Source organism: Nocardioides sp. NPDC006303 (assembly GCF_040613175.1).
Taxonomy (GTDB): Bacteria; Actinomycetota; Actinomycetes; order Propionibacteriales; family Nocardioidaceae; genus Nocardioides.
Genome location: NZ_JBEXRR010000034.1, coordinates 41,629 through 59,360 on the forward strand (window position 1 = coordinate 41,629; position 17,732 = coordinate 59,360).

18 protein-coding genes are annotated in these 17,732 nt (G+C 69.5%); 10 read left to right on the forward strand and 8 right to left on the reverse strand.

The window, feature by feature from the left end; all coding sequences use genetic code 11:
* The first annotated feature begins 5 nt into the window (after nucleotides 1-5).
* Entirely contained in the window at nucleotides 6-491 is a 486-nt protein-coding gene (locus tag ABZY89_RS22090) for a hypothetical protein (protein ID WP_355230642.1), read from the forward strand.
* Here the strand turns inward: ABZY89_RS22090 and ABZY89_RS22095 are convergent.
* Nucleotides 467-1,093 carry a TetR/AcrR family transcriptional regulator gene (locus ABZY89_RS22095; RefSeq protein WP_355230644.1) on the reverse strand — a complete coding sequence of 209 codons (627 nt, stop codon included), beginning with the start codon at nucleotides 1,091-1,093 and terminating at the stop codon, nucleotides 467-469. The genes ABZY89_RS22090 and ABZY89_RS22095 overlap by 25 nt on opposite strands.
* A 115-nt stretch (nucleotides 1,094-1,208) precedes the next feature.
* On the opposite strand from ABZY89_RS22095, the gene ABZY89_RS22100 reads away from it, so the two are divergent.
* On the forward strand, nucleotides 1,209-2,204 hold the full coding sequence (locus ABZY89_RS22100; protein ID WP_355230646.1) for a hypothetical protein: 996 nt from the start codon (nucleotides 1,209-1,211) through the stop codon (nucleotides 2,202-2,204).
* 10 nt (nucleotides 2,205-2,214) lie between these two features.
* Nucleotides 2,215-3,057, forward strand: coding sequence for a CHAD domain-containing protein (locus ABZY89_RS22105; RefSeq protein ID WP_355230648.1), 843 nt, complete (start codon nucleotides 2,215-2,217; stop codon nucleotides 3,055-3,057).
* Nucleotides 3,058-3,065: 8 nt separating this feature from the next.
* Here the strand turns inward: ABZY89_RS22105 and vanX are convergent, their stop codons facing one another.
* From vanX to ABZY89_RS22120, 3 genes are read right to left on the reverse strand one after another with little or no spacing between them, the layout of a single operon-like run.
* Entirely contained in the window at nucleotides 3,066-3,680 is a 615-nt protein-coding gene (vanX, locus tag ABZY89_RS22110) for a D-Ala-D-Ala dipeptidase VanX (protein WP_355230650.1), read from the reverse strand.
* On the reverse strand, nucleotides 3,677-4,729 hold the full coding sequence (gene vanA, locus ABZY89_RS22115) for a D-alanine--(R)-lactate ligase (RefSeq protein ID WP_355230652.1): 1,053 nt from the start codon (nucleotides 4,727-4,729) through the stop codon (nucleotides 3,677-3,679). The genes vanX and vanA overlap by 4 nt, the downstream gene beginning before the upstream one ends.
* Nucleotides 4,722-5,702 carry a D-isomer specific 2-hydroxyacid dehydrogenase family protein gene (locus tag ABZY89_RS22120; RefSeq protein WP_355230676.1) on the reverse strand — a complete coding sequence of 327 codons (981 nt, stop codon included), beginning with the start codon at nucleotides 5,700-5,702 and terminating at the stop codon, nucleotides 4,722-4,724. The genes vanA and ABZY89_RS22120 overlap by 8 nt, the downstream gene beginning before the upstream one ends.
* A 207-nt stretch (nucleotides 5,703-5,909) precedes the next feature.
* On the opposite strand from ABZY89_RS22120, the gene murF reads away from it, so the two are divergent.
* Nucleotides 5,910-7,253 (forward strand): UDP-N-acetylmuramoyl-tripeptide--D-alanyl-D-alanine ligase, encoded by a 1,344-nt coding sequence (murF, locus tag ABZY89_RS22125; RefSeq protein ID WP_355230653.1) that lies wholly within the window; start codon nucleotides 5,910-5,912, stop codon nucleotides 7,251-7,253.
* On the opposite strand, the gene ABZY89_RS22130 is transcribed toward murF, so the two are convergent.
* Together ABZY89_RS22130 and ABZY89_RS22135 are read right to left on the reverse strand one after the other, a co-directional pair.
* Nucleotides 7,209-7,790 carry a VanZ family protein gene (locus tag ABZY89_RS22130; protein WP_355230655.1) on the reverse strand — a complete coding sequence of 194 codons (582 nt, stop codon included), beginning with the start codon at nucleotides 7,788-7,790 and terminating at the stop codon, nucleotides 7,209-7,211. The two genes, murF and ABZY89_RS22130, sit on opposite strands and share 45 nt — an antisense overlap.
* Nucleotides 7,790-8,920: a peptidoglycan bridge formation glycyltransferase FemA/FemB family protein gene (locus ABZY89_RS22135; RefSeq protein ID WP_355230657.1), complete on the reverse strand. Its 1,131-nt coding sequence runs from the start codon at nucleotides 8,918-8,920 to the stop codon at nucleotides 7,790-7,792. The genes ABZY89_RS22130 and ABZY89_RS22135 overlap by 1 nt, the downstream gene beginning before the upstream one ends.
* 85 nt (nucleotides 8,921-9,005) lie before the next feature.
* Between ABZY89_RS22135 and ABZY89_RS22140 the strand changes: the two genes are divergently transcribed.
* Together ABZY89_RS22140 and ABZY89_RS22145 are read left to right on the forward strand one after the other, a co-directional pair.
* On the forward strand, nucleotides 9,006-9,671 hold the full coding sequence (locus ABZY89_RS22140) for a response regulator transcription factor (RefSeq protein WP_141804182.1): 666 nt from the start codon (nucleotides 9,006-9,008) through the stop codon (nucleotides 9,669-9,671).
* Nucleotides 9,672-9,681: 10 nt separating this feature from the next.
* A complete protein-coding gene (locus tag ABZY89_RS22145) occupies nucleotides 9,682-10,767 on the forward strand; it encodes a HAMP domain-containing sensor histidine kinase (RefSeq protein WP_355230659.1) in 1,086 nt (361 codons plus the stop codon).
* An 8-nt stretch (nucleotides 10,768-10,775) separates the two neighbouring features.
* Here the strand turns inward: ABZY89_RS22145 and ABZY89_RS22150 are convergent, their stop codons facing one another.
* Entirely contained in the window at nucleotides 10,776-11,246 is a 471-nt protein-coding gene (locus ABZY89_RS22150; RefSeq protein ID WP_355230661.1) for an Lrp/AsnC family transcriptional regulator, read from the reverse strand.
* 119 nt (nucleotides 11,247-11,365) lie between these two features.
* Between ABZY89_RS22150 and hppD the strand changes: the two genes are divergently transcribed.
* Nucleotides 11,366-12,571, forward strand: a complete 1,206-nt coding sequence (gene hppD, locus ABZY89_RS22155; protein WP_355230663.1) for a 4-hydroxyphenylpyruvate dioxygenase — start codon at nucleotides 11,366-11,368, stop codon at nucleotides 12,569-12,571.
* A 111-nt stretch (nucleotides 12,572-12,682) separates the two neighbouring features.
* Here the strand turns inward: hppD and ABZY89_RS22160 are convergent, their stop codons facing one another.
* Entirely contained in the window at nucleotides 12,683-14,488 is a 1,806-nt protein-coding gene (locus ABZY89_RS22160) for a TIM barrel protein (RefSeq protein WP_355230665.1), read from the reverse strand.
* Nucleotides 14,489-14,570: 82 nt separating this feature from the next.
* Here ABZY89_RS22160 and ABZY89_RS22165 point away from each other — a divergent pair, with 82 nt between their 5' ends.
* The 3 genes from ABZY89_RS22165 (at nucleotide 14,571) to ABZY89_RS22175 (ending at nucleotide 17,587) form a co-directional block, all read left to right on the forward strand.
* The gene (locus ABZY89_RS22165; protein WP_355230667.1) at nucleotides 14,571-15,194 is read left to right on the forward strand and encodes a TetR/AcrR family transcriptional regulator; all 624 of its coding nucleotides are present in this window, start codon (nucleotides 14,571-14,573) and stop codon (nucleotides 15,192-15,194) included.
* Nucleotides 15,195-15,328: 134 nt separating this feature from the next.
* Nucleotides 15,329-16,189, forward strand: a complete 861-nt coding sequence (locus ABZY89_RS22170; protein WP_355230668.1) for a shikimate dehydrogenase — start codon at nucleotides 15,329-15,331, stop codon at nucleotides 16,187-16,189.
* Nucleotides 16,190-16,255: 66 nt separating this feature from the next.
* Nucleotides 16,256-17,587, forward strand: coding sequence for an MFS transporter (locus tag ABZY89_RS22175; RefSeq protein WP_355230670.1), 1,332 nt, complete (start codon nucleotides 16,256-16,258; stop codon nucleotides 17,585-17,587).
* The last annotated feature ends 145 nt before the right edge of the window (nucleotides 17,588-17,732 follow it).

Here is a 17,732-nt window from a genome sequence, read left to right on the forward strand (position 1 = left end):
CTCGAGTGGCGCTGATTCCCGGGTGCCTGGCCCTGCTGCCGGAGTACGCCTCGCTCGACGACCCGGTCCACGAGCTCCGCTCGGCCTGCCTGGCCGCGGTGGCCTGGCTGGGCGAGGACGTACGCGTCATCGCGGGTGCGCAGGGTGCCCGGGTGGCCTCCTCGCTGCTGGCCGAGGTCGGCACGGCTCCGGTGACCAGCGGCGAAGCGGCGTACCTCATCGTCGGCAACGGATCGGCCCGCCGCAGCGAGAAGGCGCCGGGCCACCTCGACCCGCGGGCCGTCGAGTTCGATGAGGTGCTGGACAGATCGCTCGCGAAGCCCGACCCCGACGCGCTCGGCGCGCTCGAGCTCGGGCTGGCCGACGAGCTCTGGGCCGACGTCGGCCCGATCGTGGAGGCGGCCGACCTGCTGCGCAGCGTCGGCACGGTGGCGGTCGACTACGACGACGACCCCTACGGCGTGCGTTACTGGGTCGCTCGCTGGGAGTAGCCGAGCAGGTCGGTGAGCCCCGCCGCGTAGACCTTCGGGGTGACATCGCCCAGCATGAGCCGCTGCAGGATGAAGCCGGGCAGCAGGCCGGTGAGGACCATCGCGATCCTCTCGGGATCGGCGTCGCGGGGGAACCGGCCGGCCTCGATGGCGCCTTCGGCGTAGGTGCGCCAGGCGGCCCGGATGCGGCGCGCCTCGGGTGCCATCAGCTCACGGACCTCCGGGTCACGGGCGGCCTCGGCCCAGGTCTGCAGGGCGATCCGGGGGAGGTCGACGCCGAGCTCGGCGGAGAGGTCGAGGAGGTGCTGGGTCGCGGCCTCGATCGCCCGCTCGGGCGGGGGAGTGTCCTCACCGGAGCTCGGGTCGGGAGTGAAGCTGGTGATGGCCTCGGCGATGGTCGTCAGACCCGACTCGGCGATCACGCGGATGATGTCGCTCTTCCCGCGGAAGTAGGTGTAGACCGAGCCGGCGGACAGGCCGGACTCCTTGACCACCGCGGCCATAGTCGTCTTGTGGAAGCCGTCGCGCTCCACGCAGCGCAGCGTCGCCGCGATGATCTGCTGGCGCTTCTCGGCGCGGTGCTCCTCGCTGATCTTCGGCATACAGGAAGCATACCTCAAAAGAAAACGAATATTCATTCTTGATAAATCCGACGGGACGGAGGAGAGTGTCTGTCAAAGAGAATGAACATTCGTTTTTTTGGAGAGGGAACCCACCATGTCCCAGTCAGTGAAAGCCGTGATCGGGGTCAGCCTCGGCCTGGTCACCTTGCTCACGTTGCTCATCTCCGCGTTCGCCTGGCCCACCAGCGAGCTGGAGCCCAGGTCGCTGCCGCTGGTCGTCGCCGGCCCCGAGGCCGCGGTCACCCAGATCGAGACCCAGCTCGCCGCCAACGCGGGGGAGGACGCCTTCGAGATCACCGCCGTCGCGGACCGCGAGGAGGCGGTCGAGGCGATCGAGGACCGGGAGGCGTACGGCGCGATCGTGGTCGGCCCCCAGGGTTCGGAGTTCCTGGTCGCCTCCGCGGCCAGCGCCAATGTCGCTCAGCAGCTCACTCAGATGGCCACCGCCATGGGTGCCGAGACCGGCACCCAGCCCCAGGTGACCGACGTCGTCGCGAGCGCGGAGGACGACCCGCGCGGCATCGTCTTCGGTGCGTCCGCGCTGCCGCTGGTGATCGGCGGCATCATGGCCGGCGCCATCACCTCGCTGGTGCTGACCCGTACCCGGGACCGGGTCGCGGCCGCCTTCCTGATCGCGATCGGCGGCGGTCTCGCGATGACCGGCGTCGTGCAGGGCTGGCTCGGAGCCCTTGAGGGCAACTACCTGGCCAACGCCGGAGTCGTCGCTCTCGGCATCCTCGCTGTCGCGCTCCCGATCATCGGCCTGCGCCACCTCATCGGCCCCGCAGGCGTCGGCATCGTGGCGCTGCTGATCCTGCTAGTCGGCAACCCGCTCTCGGGGATCACCTCCGCGCCGGAGATGGTGCCGTTCGGTTGGCTCGGCCAGCTGATGCCCCCGGGCGCGGCCGGGTCGGCGCTTCGCGGCTTCTCCTTCTTCGACGGCGCCGGGACCACCGTGCCGCTCATCGTCCTCGCCTGCTGGGCCGGGTTCGGTCTGCTCCTGACCGTGCTCCCGCACCGCGAGAAGGTCAGCGCGGAGGACGCCGCAGCCGGACGAACCGAGCGTGACCTGGACGCCGTGGCACGGTAGAACAGTGGGGATGAGTCATCCACGCGAGCCGGTCGGCGAATGGTGGGGCGACCAGGTGGTGGCGCTCCACCGCTGGGGCCGGCTCGTGCTGCGTGACGAGGACGACTCGGTCCACCAGATGCGGGTGACCGTACGCAGGCTGCGCAGCGTCCTGGCGACGTACCGCCCGCTCCTCGACGCGGAGCGGTCCGAGCCGCTCCGGGCAGAGCTGAAGTGGCTGGGCGCCCTCCTCGGAGAGGTACGCGACGCAGAGGTGCTCCGCAAGCGGCTGACGCGCTGGGCGGCCCAGCACGGTCCGGGACCGACAGGTGTCGACGCATTGCGGGCGGCGCTTGCCGAGCGCCAGGCCCAGGGGCGCGCCAGGCTGCTGCCTGAGCTGGACAGCGACCGCTACCGTGCGCTGATCGCAGCCCTCGCCGACGGTGTGCCCTGGTCAGAGGCGGACCCGGGCAAGAAGGCTCTGCGCAAGCGGCTCCGCCGGAGCTGGCGACGGCTGGCGGCCGCGGCCGACGCGGCAGCGCAGACCGACGAGGAGGAAGAACGTCGCCGGCGGCTCCACGAGGTGCGCAAGAAGGCCAAGCGGGTCCGCTACGCGGCCGAGTCGCTGGGCGCGATCTTCGGCAAGGACACTGAGCGCCTCGGGAAGGCCGCCAAGTCGATCCAGTCGACCCTCGGCGACCTCAACGACGCCGCCGTCATGATTTCGACGATCGGGTTGGTCCCAGCGCCCGACGACGCCATCCGCGAGCTCCTCGAGGCGGAGGAGGCGGCCGCCGAAGACGCCGAGGAGCGGTTCGCCTCGGTCTGGAAGAAGGTGAACCGCTCGAAGGTCCACGGCTGGCTGAGTCCCTGAGCCCCCAGTCAGCGGATGGGGAAGTCGAAGTAGGTGTCCGGGAACGGCTCCTCGATCAGCGAGTAGTGCCACCACTCGTTCTCGTAGCGGCTGAACCCGCATGACTCCATCACCGAGCACAGGTGCGATCGATTGCGTGCCGCGACCTGGGAGACCCCGGCCGCGTCGTGGTGGGAGATCTCGTCCATCAGATCGTGGTCGCCGCCCATGTCCAGCAGCGCCCCCGTGGCCAAGGAGAAGAGCGTCAGGTCGACGGTGCTGCCGCGGCTGTGGCCGGACTTCGTGGCGACGTACCCCTTCTCGAACATCTCCGGGCGGGTGATCGAGGGGTAGTGCACCAGCTTGCGCTCGTCATCGTCCGGCGCCGGCTCCTCGGCCCAGCGCAGGAACGCGTCGACGGCGCGCTGGGGGCGGTAGCCGTCCCACAGCAGGATCCCGAACCCGAGAGCAGCGGCCTTGTCGCGCGCCTGGGCGAGCGCGGCGCACAGCTCGCGCGTCCCGACGATGCGGTTCACCAGGTAGCCGTCGACCGGCTTGCCGGTGAAGTTGTCCCAGGTGGCGTACTTGCTGTCCCAGCGGATGCCCGGCGCCAGCTCGTCGACGAAGCCGAAGCCGTCCCTCATCGCGGGGTCTCTTCGAGTGCCAGGGTGACCGCGCGGTCGAGGAACTCGGTCATCGAGATGCCCGCAGCGGCCATCATCCGCGGGTAGCGGCTGTATGAGGTGAGGCCGGGCAGGGTGTTGACCTCGTTGAGCACCACGGTTCCGTCCGCCTTGAGGAACATGTCGACCCGCGCCAGACCACGGCAGCCCAGCGCGCGGTAGACCCGTTGCGCCTCGGTCTTGACCAGCTCCTGGGCCTCGGCCGGGATGTCGGCGGGCACGATGAAGGTCGCGTTCTCCGAGCCGGTCTCGGGGGCGTCCTCCTGGTGGATCTTGAAGAAGCCGTGCGAGAGCGCGACGTGGTCGACCTCACCAGTGACCAGCTCGCCACCGTTGCCGAGGATCGCGCAGCCGATCTCCTCGGCGACGACCCCCTCTTCGACGAGCACCTTCTCGTCGTACTGCCGCGCAGTCGCCACCGCCTCGGCCAGCTCCCCAGCCGAGGTCACCTTGCTGACCCCGAACGAGGACCCGGAGCGGGCCGGCTTCACGAAGACCGGATAGGGGAGTACGCCGGGGTCGCCAAAAGTCTGCACGGCGTCGCCGGGGCCGAGGATCCAGAAGTTCGGCGTAGCGATCCCAGCCTCGCCGACGACCGTGTAGGCCAGCGACTTGTCCATGCACAGCGCCGAGCTCTGCACGTCGCAGCCGACGTACGGGATCCCGGAGAGCTCGAAGAGCCCCTGGATGGCGCCGTCCTCGCCGAGCTTGCCGTGCAGGACCGGGAGGACGACGTCGAGCCGGATCGTCTCGTAGCTGCCCTCATCGAGGACGAGCAGCCCGTGGACGCTGCGGTCGGGGGAGAGCACGACCGGACGGTGCGCGCCGTCCTCCCAGCTCGCCTCGGGGCCGTCGCACAGGCGCCAGTCACCGCTCTTGGTGATGCCGATCCAGTAGGCCTCGTACTTGTCGGCGTCGAGGTTCTTCGCGACCTCCTGTGCCGACTTCACCGAGACCGGGTGCTCCTCGAAGACGCCACCGAAGATGATGCCGACCTTGACCTTAGACATGCGGAAACCTGCTTTCGAATTCACGACAGTTGACGATGGAGTTCTCGACCGTGTCCATGAGGGCATGGTCGGTGAAGTACGCGATATGTGGGCTGACCAGCACATTCGGCATCTCCTGGAGCCGTGCCAGCCAGCGGCTGGGGATATCCCGCCCCCGGAGATCGGCGTAGAAGATGCCCTCCTCGCCCTCGATGACGTCGAGGGCCGCACCGCCCAGCCGGCCCTCCTCGAGAGCTTCGATGAGCGCCGGGGTCTCGATCAGCGCTCCGCGACCGGTGTTGATGACGTACGCACCGGGGTGCATCCGATCGATGCGCCGCCGGTCGAGGAGATGGTGCGACTCCGCGCTGAGCGGCGCGTGCAGCGTGACGATGTCGCTGCGCTCGACCAGCGTGTCCAGATCGACGTGCTCCACCCCCTCGGCCGCGGGCCGTGGCCGGATGTCATAGGCGAGTACGTCGCAGCCGAAGCCCCGCAGCCGGTCGATGACCGCCGCGCCGATCCGCCCGGTCCCGACCACGCCGACGGTCAGGTCGCGCAGCTCGCGGCCGCGCGTGGCCGCGGGGCGGTAGTCGTGGGCGTCGGTGCGCCGGATCATCGACTTCGCCTGGCGCACCGACATGAGCATCAGCATCAACGTGTAGTCGGCCACGGAGTCCGGTGAATAGGAGACGTTTCCGACCGTTATCCCGATGCTTTCCGCGAAGTCGATGTCGATGTGGTTGAAACCGACGCTTCGCGTCGAGATATATCGGACGCCGCTCTTGTGCAGCGCGAGAAGAGTCTCGTTCGATATCGGCGACTTATGGCTGACGCTGATGCACCGGTCTCCGATCGCGAGGGCGGCATTCTCCTCGGACACGGGCTCGGTCGTGGTCCTCAGGGAGACGCCGAGAACTCGCGCCAAGGAGTCGAAAAGCAGGCTCTCATCAGGGGCGCAGCCATAGACCGTGATCCCGACGGTCGGCGAGATCACGGTCTGCTCCATCGGCTCGGTCGGCGCCGTCAGGGTCGGCTCGTGGTAGATCATCGACGCCAGCAAACCTCAGGAGCAGTTGCGCGCCCGTATGGAATTTCCGATATGCCGACGATAGGTAGATCGCGGACCGGGGCAGAGTTATCGTCCGTATATCGATTAGCGGATACACGCCGGCAACGTGGGATTTCGAAGACTGAGGGGATGATTCCCCTCAGCTTGGACGAAATCGCCTCGTTGGTCGGCGGGAAGGTCGTCGGCGACGGCTCGGTGACCGTGAGCGCCCCGGCCGTGATCGACGGCCGCGAGGCCGACCCGGGCGGCCTCTTCGTGGCGTTCGCGGGTGAGCACACCGACGGCCACGAGTACGCACCACAGGCCGCCGAGGCCGGTGCCGTCGCGGTGCTCGGCTCCCGCCCGACGGCGCTCCCGACGGTCGTCGTCGACGACGCACAGGCCGCGCTCCAGCGCCTGGCCGCCCACGTCGTAGCGCTGCTGCGCGACGAGATGACCGTCGTCGCGGTCACCGGCTCCCAGGGCAAGACCAGCACCAAGGACATGATCGAGGCGGTGCTGGCCAGCGAGGCACCGACCGTCGCGACCTCCGGCTCGTTCAACAACGAGCTCGGCGTACCGCTCACCATGCTGCGCGCCGACGCGACCACCAGGTTCCTCGTCCTGGAGATGGGGGCCCGGCACATCGGCGACATCGCCGAGCTGACCGGCCTGGTCGAGCCGGACATCGCCGTCGTGACCAACGTCGGCCAGGCCCACCTGGGCGAGTTCGGGTCGCGCGAGGCAATCGCTGTGGCCAAGAGCGAGCTGGTGCGTGGGCTGGCGACCGGCGGCACGGCGGTGCTCCATGCCGACGACCCGCGGGTGCTGGCGATGGGCGAGCTCACCGACGGTCCGGTGCTGGCCTTCGGCGCCGGCGAGCGGGCGAGCGTACGCGTGCGCGACCTCGCCCTGGACCGGCTCGGCCGGCCCACCTTCACCCTTCATCACGCAGAGGCCGAGGCCGTCGTGACGCTCCCCTTCGTCGGTGCCCACTGGACGCTCAACGCCGCGGCCGCCGCAGCGGCGGGGCTGGCCACCGGGGTCCCGCTCGAGCAGGCCGCGGCCGCGCTGAACACCGCCTCGATCTCGAAGTGGCGCATGGAGCTGCGCGCCCTCGCCAGAGGCGCGACCCTCCTCAACGACTCCTACAACGCCAACCCCGAGTCCACCCGCGCCGGACTGGACGCGCTCGCCTCGATCGACGCCAGGCGCCGCATCGCCGTGCTCGGCGAGATGCTCGAGCTCGGCGAGGCGAGCCGCGACGCGCACCACGAGATCGGGACGTACGCCGCCACCCGGGCCGACCTGGTCCTCACCGTGGGCGAAGCCGCCGCCGTTATCGCGGACGGCGCGGGGCAGCGGGCCGTGGCCCTGCCCGACAACGCCGCCGCGATCGACTGGCTGCGGAGCCACCTCGCACCCGGCGACGTGGTGCTGGTCAAGGCCTCACGCGGAGCCCGCCTCGACCAGGTCGCCGCGGCGCTGGTCTGAGCTTGGCGGAAGCGGTCGCCGGCGGCGCCACCACGGCCACGACACGATCGCGGCCAGGGCGGCGCCGCCGGCATTGAGGAGTACGTCGTCGATGGAGGAGACCCGGTCCAGCCGCAGGGTGTACTGCAGAGTCTCGATCGTCACCGAGCCAGCCACGCCCAAGGCCAGGACCCGCCCCACCGAGCGCAGCGCCCGGAAGCGGATCGGGCCGAAGAAGCCGGCCGCGGCGAAGAGCAGCAGGTTGCCGACGACTCCGACGGTCGTCATGGTCGGCAGGTCCTCGAGCGGCACCAGGCTCACGCTGCCGTCGACCAGTCCGGCCATCGGGCCGGGGACCATCGTCAGCAGTACGAACGGCACGGTGCCGTAGACGATCGCGACCTCGGCCAGCGACGTACGCCATGCCCGGCCCGGCGCGAGACCGAGCGCCCGGCGCAACATCGCCAGGACCGGCACCGCCAGCACCGCCACGGGCAGCGCCAGGATGGTGAGCAGGGCGATGCCCGTGAAGGTGAGTGAGCCCGATTCGTTCACCATCACTGGCCCCGCCTCCTCATGTAGAGGTCGAAGGCTCGGTAGACGATCGGCCGCAGCGGCAGGTCCCACTCTCCGACGTACCTCACCGCCTGCCCGCCGGTGCCGACCTTGAACTGGATCAGCCCGACGTGGGAGTCGTCGGTGGAGAGGGTCGGGGTGATCCCGCGCAGGTCGTAGACGTCGCAGCCGGCGGCCAGGGAGTCGCGGATCATCGCCCACTGGCAGGCGTTGGAGCCGCGTACGTCCCGCTTCTCGGTGGACGAGGCGCCGTAGACGTACCAGGCGTGGGCGCCGACGCGGACGTAGATCGTCGCGGCCACCAGGTCGCCGTCGTGGCGGGCCAGATAGAGCTTGATCCGCTCGTCATCCTCGGCGGTGAGCGCCGCGAACATCTTCTCGAAGTAGGCCAGCGGCCGCGGGGTGAAGTGGTCGCGCTCGGCGGTGTGGACGTAGAGGTCGTGGAACGCCTTCAGGTCCTCGCCGCCGGCGGAGGTGGTGACCTCGACACCGGCCTTGGCGGCCTTCTTGATGTTGCGCCGCCAGAGCTGGTTCATCCCCGCGAGCACCTCGTCCTCGGACCGGGCGGTTCCGTCCGGGTGGCGCAGCGGGATCTCGTACGTGAACTGGGGCTGCCCCGCCCCGAACCCGTCCTCAGGGTTCTGCGGGATCCAGCCGGAGTCGCTGAGATAGCGCGTCACCTCGGCGCCGACCGGGTCGGGCCGCCCCGGGATGTCGGTGAGGCGCACGACCTCCGTGTCGGCGATGCCCTCCTTGACCTGCGCGGCGTTCCAGGTGTCGGTGGGCACCGGGGGAGCGACCCGGATCGCGAACGCGCCCTGCGCTCGGAGGTAGGAGACCAGCGGCGGGAACCAGACGGTGAGCCCGCCGGCCCAGTCGATGTCGGGGCCCCACGGCAGGTAGGCCAGCGTGTAGCCCAGCCGGGGCACCGGCCGGTGCAGCACCAGCCCGGTCCCGGCGAGCCGGTCGCCGGCGTACCAACCCAGCGACTCGCTGCGCCACTCGGTCTTCACGTCGGCCCAGGCGGGGGTCTGCAGGAAGCTGACCGATCGCCGCGACCGGACGTGGTCGAGGTGCTCGGCGGGGCTGATCGGTCGGACAGTGAAGGTCACCGTGCCAGTAAACCCGCGCGGATGTCGTCAGGGCGTATGGCATTTCGGATACGTCGGCGATATGTCCTCAACCTAGGATCAGAGCATGCGGGTGCTGGTGGTCGAGGACGAGCCGTTGATGGCTGGAGCGATCAGGGACGGGTTGCGGCTGGAGGCGATCGCCGCCGACATCGCCGGTGACGGCGACACGGCGCTGGAGCTGTTGAGCGTCAACGCCTACGACATCGCCGTGCTCGACCGCGACATCCCCGGGCCCTCAGGTGACGAGGTCGCCAAGCGCATCGTCGCCTCCGGCACCGGGATGCCCATCCTGATGCTCACCGCGGCCGACCGGCTCGACGACAAGGCCTCCGGCTTCGAGCTCGGCGCCGACGACTATCTGACCAAGCCGTTCGAGCTGCGCGAGCTGGTGCTGCGGCTGCGCGCGCTCGACCGGCGGCGTGCCTACAACCGCCCGCCGGTGCGCGAGATCGCCGGCCTGCGGGTCGACCCGTTCCGACGTGAGGTCTACCGCGACGGCCGCTACGTGGCGCTGACCCGCAAGCAGTTCGCGGTGCTCGAGGTGCTCGCCGCCGCCGAGGGCGGCGTGGTCAGCGCCGAGGAGCTGCTGGAGCGGGCCTGGGACGAGAACGCCGACCCCTTCACCAATGCCGTACGCATCACCGTCTCCGCCCTGCGCAAACGTCTCGGCGAGCCCGCGATCATCGCCACCGTGCCGGGCGTCGGATACCGGATCGATGTCGATTCCTAGACGCCCGGGGATGAGCGTCAGGCTCAAGCTGACACTCAGCTACGCCGGGGTCATCGTGGTCACCGGGGTGCTGCTGCTCGCGGTTGTCTGGGTCTTCCTGCTGCGCTACGTCCCCGACGGGGTGTGGATGCAGTGGCCGCAGGAGCCGGGGAGACCGAATGCTCCCTTCGTCCCGAACCGCTCGGACCTGGAGCGCGCCTTCGTGCCACGGGCGGCCACGATGATGGGCTTCCTGCTCGTGTTCGGGCTGGTAGGAGGCTGGATCCTCGCCGGCCGGATGCTCGCGCCGCTGCGGAAGATCACCGAGGCCACGCGTACGGCAGCGGGCGGCTCGCTCTCGCACCGGATCGGGCTCGAGGGTCCCGGCGACGAGTTCCGGGAGCTCGCCGACGGCTTCGACGACATGCTCGCGAAGCTCGAGGCGCAGGTCGCCGAGCAGCAGCGGTTCGCGGCCAACGCCTCCCACGAGCTGCGTACCCCGCTCGCGATCACGCAGACGCTCCTCGACGTCGCGGGCAAGGACCCGAACCGGGACGTCGACGAGCTCATCGACCGGCTGCGCCTGATCAACTCCCGTGCGATCGACCTCACCGAGGCTCTGCTCGTGCTCAGCCGCGCCGACCAGCGCTCCTTCGCCCGTGAGCCGGTCGACCTGTCGCTGGTCGCCGAGGAGGCGGTCGAGACGCTGCTGCCGCTGGCCGAGCAGCGTGGCGTGCGGATCGAGACCTCCGGAGACCAGGCGTCGGTCAGTGGCTCGCCGGCCCTGCTGCTGCAGGTCGCGACCAACCTGATTCACAACGCGATCGTCCACAACCTGCCCGAGAACGGGTCGGTGTCGGTCACCATCGCCGCCAACGAGAAGAGCGTGGTCCTCACCGTCGCGAACACCGGCGAGGAGCTCTCTCGCGAGCTCGTCGCCACGCTCACCGAGCCGTTCCAGCGAGGCACCCAGCGCATCCACGCCGACCACGCCGGCGTCGGCCTGGGGCTGGCGATCGTCAAGAGCATCACCCGCGCCCACGATGGCAACCTCGCCGTCCTCGCCCGTTCCGGCGGTGGGCTCCGGGTCTCGGTGGAGCTGCCCAGAGCCTCCTGAGCCGTCGGTCAGCGCGGTGTGGCTCCGGTGCGCAGCAGGTCGAGGGTGCGCGGCTCGATCAGGGTGGAGAGGGTGACCACGCTCGTCGAGCGGACGACGGCGTGGGACTGGTCGATGCGTACGAGCACCTCCTGGAGCTTCGCGTGCGAGCCGGTCGCCACCTTGCAGAAGACGTCGAAGGAGCCCGTGGTGACGTACGCCTCCAGCACCTCCGGGATCTCGGCGAGGTCGCGACGTACGTCCTCGAGGGCTCCCTGGGAGATCTCCAGGGTCACGAACGCCTGCACCGTGTGGCCGGCGGCGGCCGGGTCGACCGTCGGTGCCCAGTCGCGGATCACGCCCGCCTCGGTCATCTTGCGCAGCCGGCTCTGCACGGTGGCGCGGGCGACGCCGGCGACCCGGGAGAGCTCGAGGTCACCCACTCGCGGGTGGGCGTGCAGGGTCTCCAGCAGGGTGACGTCGAGGTCATCGAGGTTCATGTGTCGATGGTAGTCAGATTGCCTAGCAAAGCGCGGTTAGGACTGGTCGGTTCTGACAGATTGACCAGTGCTCGCTGGTCAACTTGTTTGGTGTGACTCGGCCCACTTGACTTGCCCGCATGACGCTTGCAGACACCCTGACCAACCAAGAGAAGCTCGCCGGACTCGGGCTGGCCGAGCTGGAGCAGCTCGTCGGCCTGGTGGCCTACGACGACACCTCCGACCCGTTCCCGGTCACCGGCTGGGACGCGGTCGTGTGGGCTGTCGGCAACGCCACCCAGACCGCCCACTTCTTCCAGAGCGCCTTCGGCATGGAGCTGGTCGCCTACTCCGGTCCCGAGACCGGCAACCGTGACCACCACGCCTACGTGCTGCGCAGCGGGGGAGTGCGGTTCGTGATCAAGGGCGGCGTCGCGCCCGAGAGCGAGATCATCGCCCACCACGCCCGCCACGGTGATGGCGTCATCGACATCGCCCTCGAGGTTCCCGACGTCGACCGCTGCATCGAGCACGCTCGCAAGCAGGGCGCCCGCGTCCTGGAGGAGCCCCACGACGTGAGCGACGAGCACGGCACCGTACGCATCGCCGCCATCGCCACCTACGGCGAGACCCGCCACACGCTGGTCGACCGGTCCGGCTACGACGGCCCCTACCTGCCCGGTTATGTCGCCCGCACCTCGACGCTGAAGAAGCCTGAGGGCGCCCCCAAGCGCCTCTTCCAAGCGCTCGACCACGTCGTCGGCAATGTGGAGCTCGGCAAGATGGACGAGTGGGTCGACTTCTACGGCCGCGTCATGGGCTTCACCAACATGGCCGAGTTCATCGGCGACGACATCGCCACCGACTACTCCGCGCTGATGTCGAAGGTCGTCGCCAACGGCAACCACCGGGTGAAGTTCCCGCTCAACGAGCCGGCCATCGCCAAGAAGAAGTCGCAGATCGACGAGTACCTGGAGTTCTACCAGGGCCCTGGCGCCCAGCACCTCGCGCTGGCCACCGGCGACATCCTGGCCACCGTCGACGCGCTGCGCGACGCCGGCATCGAGTTCCTCAACACCCCCGACTCCTACTACGAGGACCCCGAGCTGCGCGCCCGGATCGGTGAGGTGCGCGTGCCGATCGAGGAGCTGCAGAAGCGCGGCATCCTGGTCGACCGCGACGAGGACGGCTACCTGCTGCAGATCTTCACCAAGCCGATCGGCGACCGCCCCACCGTCTTCTTCGAGATGATCGAGCGCCACGGCTCCCTCGGCTTCGGCAAGGGCAACTTCAAGGCCCTCTTCGAGGCCATCGAGCGCGAGCAGGAGCGCCGCGGCAACTTCTGACCCCGCTGGTCGAGCCGGATTCGTGAGGAACGAGCGAATCCGTGTCGAGACCAACACAGTCGCGTACGAACTGTGTTGGTTTCGACACCGGCTCGCTGGCGCTCGCCGGGCTCAACCAGCGGTCGCCTGGCTGGCTAGGCGTACGGGGGCGTTGCCGGCGCCGTAGCCGGCGTAGCGCTCGCGGCGCTCGACGAGCTCGAAGAAGACCTCGCCGACGGTCTCGGTGTAGCAGTGCAGGTATTCACCGTCGGCGTCGCGGTCGTAGAGCAGGTCGAGATCGCGCAGGGTGGTGACGAGCTCGTCGGCGAGGCCGAAACGGGCGACGAGGTCGTCGTAGTAGTTGCCCGGGACCTCGAGCGGACGCAGGCCGCGTTCCCGGGCGGCCGTGACGACCCCGATGATGTCGTTGCAGGCGAGCGCGATGTGCTGGGCGTGGCCCTGCTGGTCGTTGGGGAGCTGCCCGCTCGGGAGCAGGTTGAGCGGAAGGCGTACGCCGCCGGCCGGTGAGCTCATCACCTGGCTGCGTACGAGACCGGCCGGGCCGGCGACCTCCTGGGTCGGCTGCGGGGTCAGCGACAGCACGCTGGTGTAGAAGAGGACCGCCTCGTCGAAGCTGTGCCAGGGCTGGACCAGGTTGACGTGGTCGATCCGGGCGCCGCGTCCGGTGCTCGACACCCCGCCGTCGAACTCGCCGATCCAGTCCTCCGCGTGCGAGAGGAAGACCTCGGTGCCGTCGGGGGACGTGAAGGCGCGCAGGGCCTGCTCGCCGGCGTACGTCCGCCGGTGGACGGGCGGTGCCATCAGCCGGGCGGCACGCTCGGCAGCCGGGTCCGAGTCGGCGACGTCGAAGCCGACGGCCGCGATACGCGGCTCGGGCGAGGCGCTGGGCACGTCGTTGCACACGACGCGAGCCGCGCCCCAGGTCCACAGGCGCACCTGCTTGCTGCGGTGGCGGCCGCCGAAGTCGAAGCCGAGCTGCTCGAGCAGCACCTCGACGCCGGAGGTGTCCGGTGCCTTGATCTCGACGAAGTCGAAGGCCTCGGGCGCGGCCACCTGGGGCAGCCGGGGGAGTGGACGCCCCTCGCGGCCGGCCTCCTCGCCGAGCAGGTCGGCGGTGCGGTCGGCGAGCCAGCGCAGCGAGCGCTGGGCCTGACGGGCGGTGCGGACCGGGTCGGTCTGGCGGAAGGTGTCGTTGAAGACCTCCAGCGACAGCGGGCCATCGTAGCCCGCGCGCAGGACGTGACCGAGGAAGGCCGGCAGGTCGAAGCTGCCCTCGCCGGGGAAGAGCCGGTGATGACGGCTCCAGGAGAGCACGTCCATGCTGAGCGCCGGGGCGTCGGCGAGCTGCAGGAAGAAGATCTTCTCGGCCGGGATCTCCTCGATCTGCTTGGGGTCGTGACCGCGGGAGAGGATGTGGAAGCTGTCCAGGCAGATCCCGACGTTGGGGTGGTCGGCGAGCTCGACGATGCGCCACGAGCGCCGGTAGTCGTCGACGAACCGTCCCCAGGCGAGCGCCTCGTAGGCGAGCCGGATGTCGTACGTCGCAGCCAGATCACCCAGCCGCCGCAGCTGTCCCGCGGAGACCTCGTCGTCGTCGACGGTCGCGGTGCCGACGTTGCTGCAGACCAGCATCAGGTCGATGCCGAGCCGGTTCATCAGCCGGAACTTCGCCTCGGCGCGGTGCAGCACGTCCTGGAAGGCGGTCTCGTCGACGCCCTCGGCGTCGCGGAAGGGCTGGTAGAGGTCGAGGGTGAGCCCGAGTCGGTCGGCGAGCGCCCGGATCTCCTCGGGGGACTGGGGTGCGGCGATGAGATCGGGCTCGAAGATCTCGATCGCATCGAAGCCGGCTTCGGCCGCGGCGTACATCTTCTGGACCAGGCCGCCGCTGAGACAGACCGTGGCGATCGAGGTGCGCATGGTTCTCCGTTCGTCGCTAATGTACGAAACGGTACATACATTGGTCCGCGTTGGGAAGCCGGTCGTGCTCTAGGCTCGGGGCATGGTTCAGTCGCGTGATGCCGAACGCACCCGGTCTGATTTGCTCGAGATCGCGACCGAGGTCTTCTCCGAGCAGGGCTATTCCGGTGCGCGGGTCGACGAGATCGCCGAGCGCACCCGCACCACGAAGCGGATGATCTACTACTACTTCGGCGGCAAGGAGGGGCTCTACCTCGCTGTCCTCGAGGCTGCCTATCGCCGCATCCGCGAGCGGGAGCAGAGCCTGCATGCCGACCACCTGAGTCCCGTCGAGGCGGTGCGACGGATCGCCGAGCTGACCTTCGACCACCACCACGACCACCCCGCCTTCATCCGTCTCGTCTCGGTCGAGAACATCCATCACGGCCAGCACCTGGGGAAGGTCGAGTCGCTGCGCGACCTCGGTACGCCGGCCGCCTCCCTTCTCGACGAGGTCCTCGCCCGCGGGCGCGCCTCCGGCGAGCTGCGCGCCGACGTCGACGCCGTCGACGTGCACATGATGATCAGCTCCTACTGCGTCTTCCAGGTCGCCAACAGCGCCACCTTCGGCTTCCTGTTCGGCCGCGACATGCTCGCCCCCGACGTACGCGAGCGTCACCGCCGCATCCTCGGCGACATCGTCGTCGGCTGGCTCACCGCTCGCTGACGCCAAGCTTCCGAAGAGCCCGTTCCCGCACCGCGGGGACGGGCTCTTTGCCATGCGGGGGTTGACGACGCGGGGCCGGATGTGATCCCCTTCACTCTCGTAACGTACTAGTTCGTACATTAAGGATCGTCTGGATGAAGTCTTCGTTTCTTGTCGGCCTGATCGGCGCGGGAGTGGGACCCTCGCTGAGTCCGGCGCTGCACATGCGCGAAGGGTTCGAGCACGGGTTGTCGTACGTCTACAAGACGCTCGACATCACCGAGCTGGGGATCCCGGCCGAGGGCGTGGGCGACCTGATGAGGGAGGCGCGGCGACTCGGCTTCGACGCCCTCAACATCACCCACCCGTGCAAGGAGCTCGTGATCGAGCACCTCGACCGGCTCGACGAGACCGCGGCCCGGCTCGGTGCGGTCAACACCGTCGTCTTCACCGACGAGGGGGCGGTCGGCTACAACACCGACACGACCGGCTTCGGCCACGCGCTGCGTACCGGGATGCCGGGAGCCCCGCTCGGCACCGTCGTGCAGCTCGGCGCGGGAGGGGCGGGCTCGGCCGTCGCTCACGCACTCGTGAGCCAGGGCGTCGACAACCTGGTCATCGCCGACATGGACCTCGACCGCGCCCAGGCGCGGGTCGAGGAGATCCGGCGTCATCACCCAGAGAGCACCGTCGAGGCGAGCCACGTCGACAAGCTGCCGGCGCTCCTCCCTGACGCCGACGGACTGGTCAACTGCACCCCGGTCGGCATGGCCGACCACCCCGGTACGCCGCTGGACACGAGCCTCCTCCGCCCCGAGCTGTGGGTGGCGGACATCGTCTATCGGCCGCTGGACACCGCGCTCCTCCAGGCGGCGCGTGAGGCCGGCTGCCGGACGCTCCACGGAGGCCACATGGCGGTCTACCAGGCCGTCGACGCCTTCCGGCTGATCACCGGCATCGACCCCGATGCCGAGCGGATGCTCGCCCACCTGCGCGAGCTGGCCGCGGCCGGCTGACCCAAACTTCAGACACCCCCCACCCGTCCGCGGTCAGGAACCGCGGGCCTACCCGAGGAGGACCCGATGGCGGGACCTGACACCGAGAACCAAGAAGGCAAGACCCCGGTACGGGCCGCGCTGGCCAGCTTCATGGGCAGTGCCGTCGAGTACTACGACTTCTTCGTCTTCGGCTCTGCCGCGGCGCTGATCTTTCCGCATGTCTTCTTCCCCAGCGCCGGAGACGCCGCGCTGGTGATGTCGTTCGCGACGTTCGCCTTCGCGTACGTCGCCCGCCCAGTCGGTGCGGTCTTCGTCGGTCACTTCGGTGACCGGATCGGCCGCCGGAAGGTGTTGCTGTTCACCCTCCTGCTGATGGGCGGCAGCACGTTCCTGATCGGCTGTCTGCCGTCGTTCGACCAGGCCGGCTGGATCGCGCCCGCACTGCTGGTCTTCTGCCGACTGCTCCAGGGGCTCTCGGCCGCTGGTGAGCAGGCCGGTGCCAGCTCGCTCACGCTCGAGCACGCCCCCGACGATCAGCGCTCCTTCTACACGTCCTGGACGCTCACCGGCACCCAGGGCGGCCAGATCCTGGCCGCGCTCGTCTTCATCCCGGTCGTCGCGCTGCCGGACGACATCAAGTACAGCATCGGCTGGCGGATCCCGTTCTGGCTCTCCGCGATCGTGGTCCTGGTGGCGTTCTTCATCCGCAGCCGCCTCAACGAGACCCCGGAGTTCGAGGAGGCCAAGGCCAACAACGAGGTCGCCAAGCTGCCCCTCGCGGTGCTGCTGCGTGACCACTGGGTCGACGTTGTGCGAGTCATCTGCTGCGCCTTCATCGCGGCCGTCTCCACGGTCTTCGGCAACCTGGCCATCGCCTACGGAGTCGCGGTCGGCATGGTCGACTCGATCACGCTGTGGCTGGTCGTCGCGGCCAACGTCGTCGCGCTGTTCACCCAGCCGATGTTCGGCCGGCTCGCGGACAAGATCGGGCGCAAGCCGGTCTTCATCTACGGCGCCGTCGCCAGCGCGGTGATGATGCCGTTCTACCTGCTCTCGATGAGCCAGGGCAGCGAGCTGCTCGTCTTCGCGCTCGCGGTCCTGACCTTCTCGTTCGGCTACGCGGCCGCGAACGCGACCTGGCCGTCCTTCTACGGCGAGATGTTCCCGACCCCGGTGCGCTTCTCCGGTGTCGCGATCGGCACCCAGATCGGCTTCCTGCTGGCCGGGTTCACGCCGTCGATCGTCACCGCTCTGGGTGGCGTGCAGGAGGGCGGCTGGGTCGTCACCGCCGGCTACACCGCGGTCGTCTGCCTCGTCGCGTCGATCGCTGCCCTGACCGCCCGCGAGACCAAGGACGTACGCACCGCCGACCTTGGCGTGCGGCCGACTCCGACACCGCAGGGCGCGACGGTCTGACCCTTGACCCGCTGGTCGAGCCGCCGGAGCCGCTAGGCGGAGGCGTGTCGAGACCAACACGGTCCTATCGAGCACCTCTCGGCGTCAGAAAGTGACGGCTCGGCGTGGCTCTGGAAACTAGAACGCGTTACAGTTCTGGGCATGG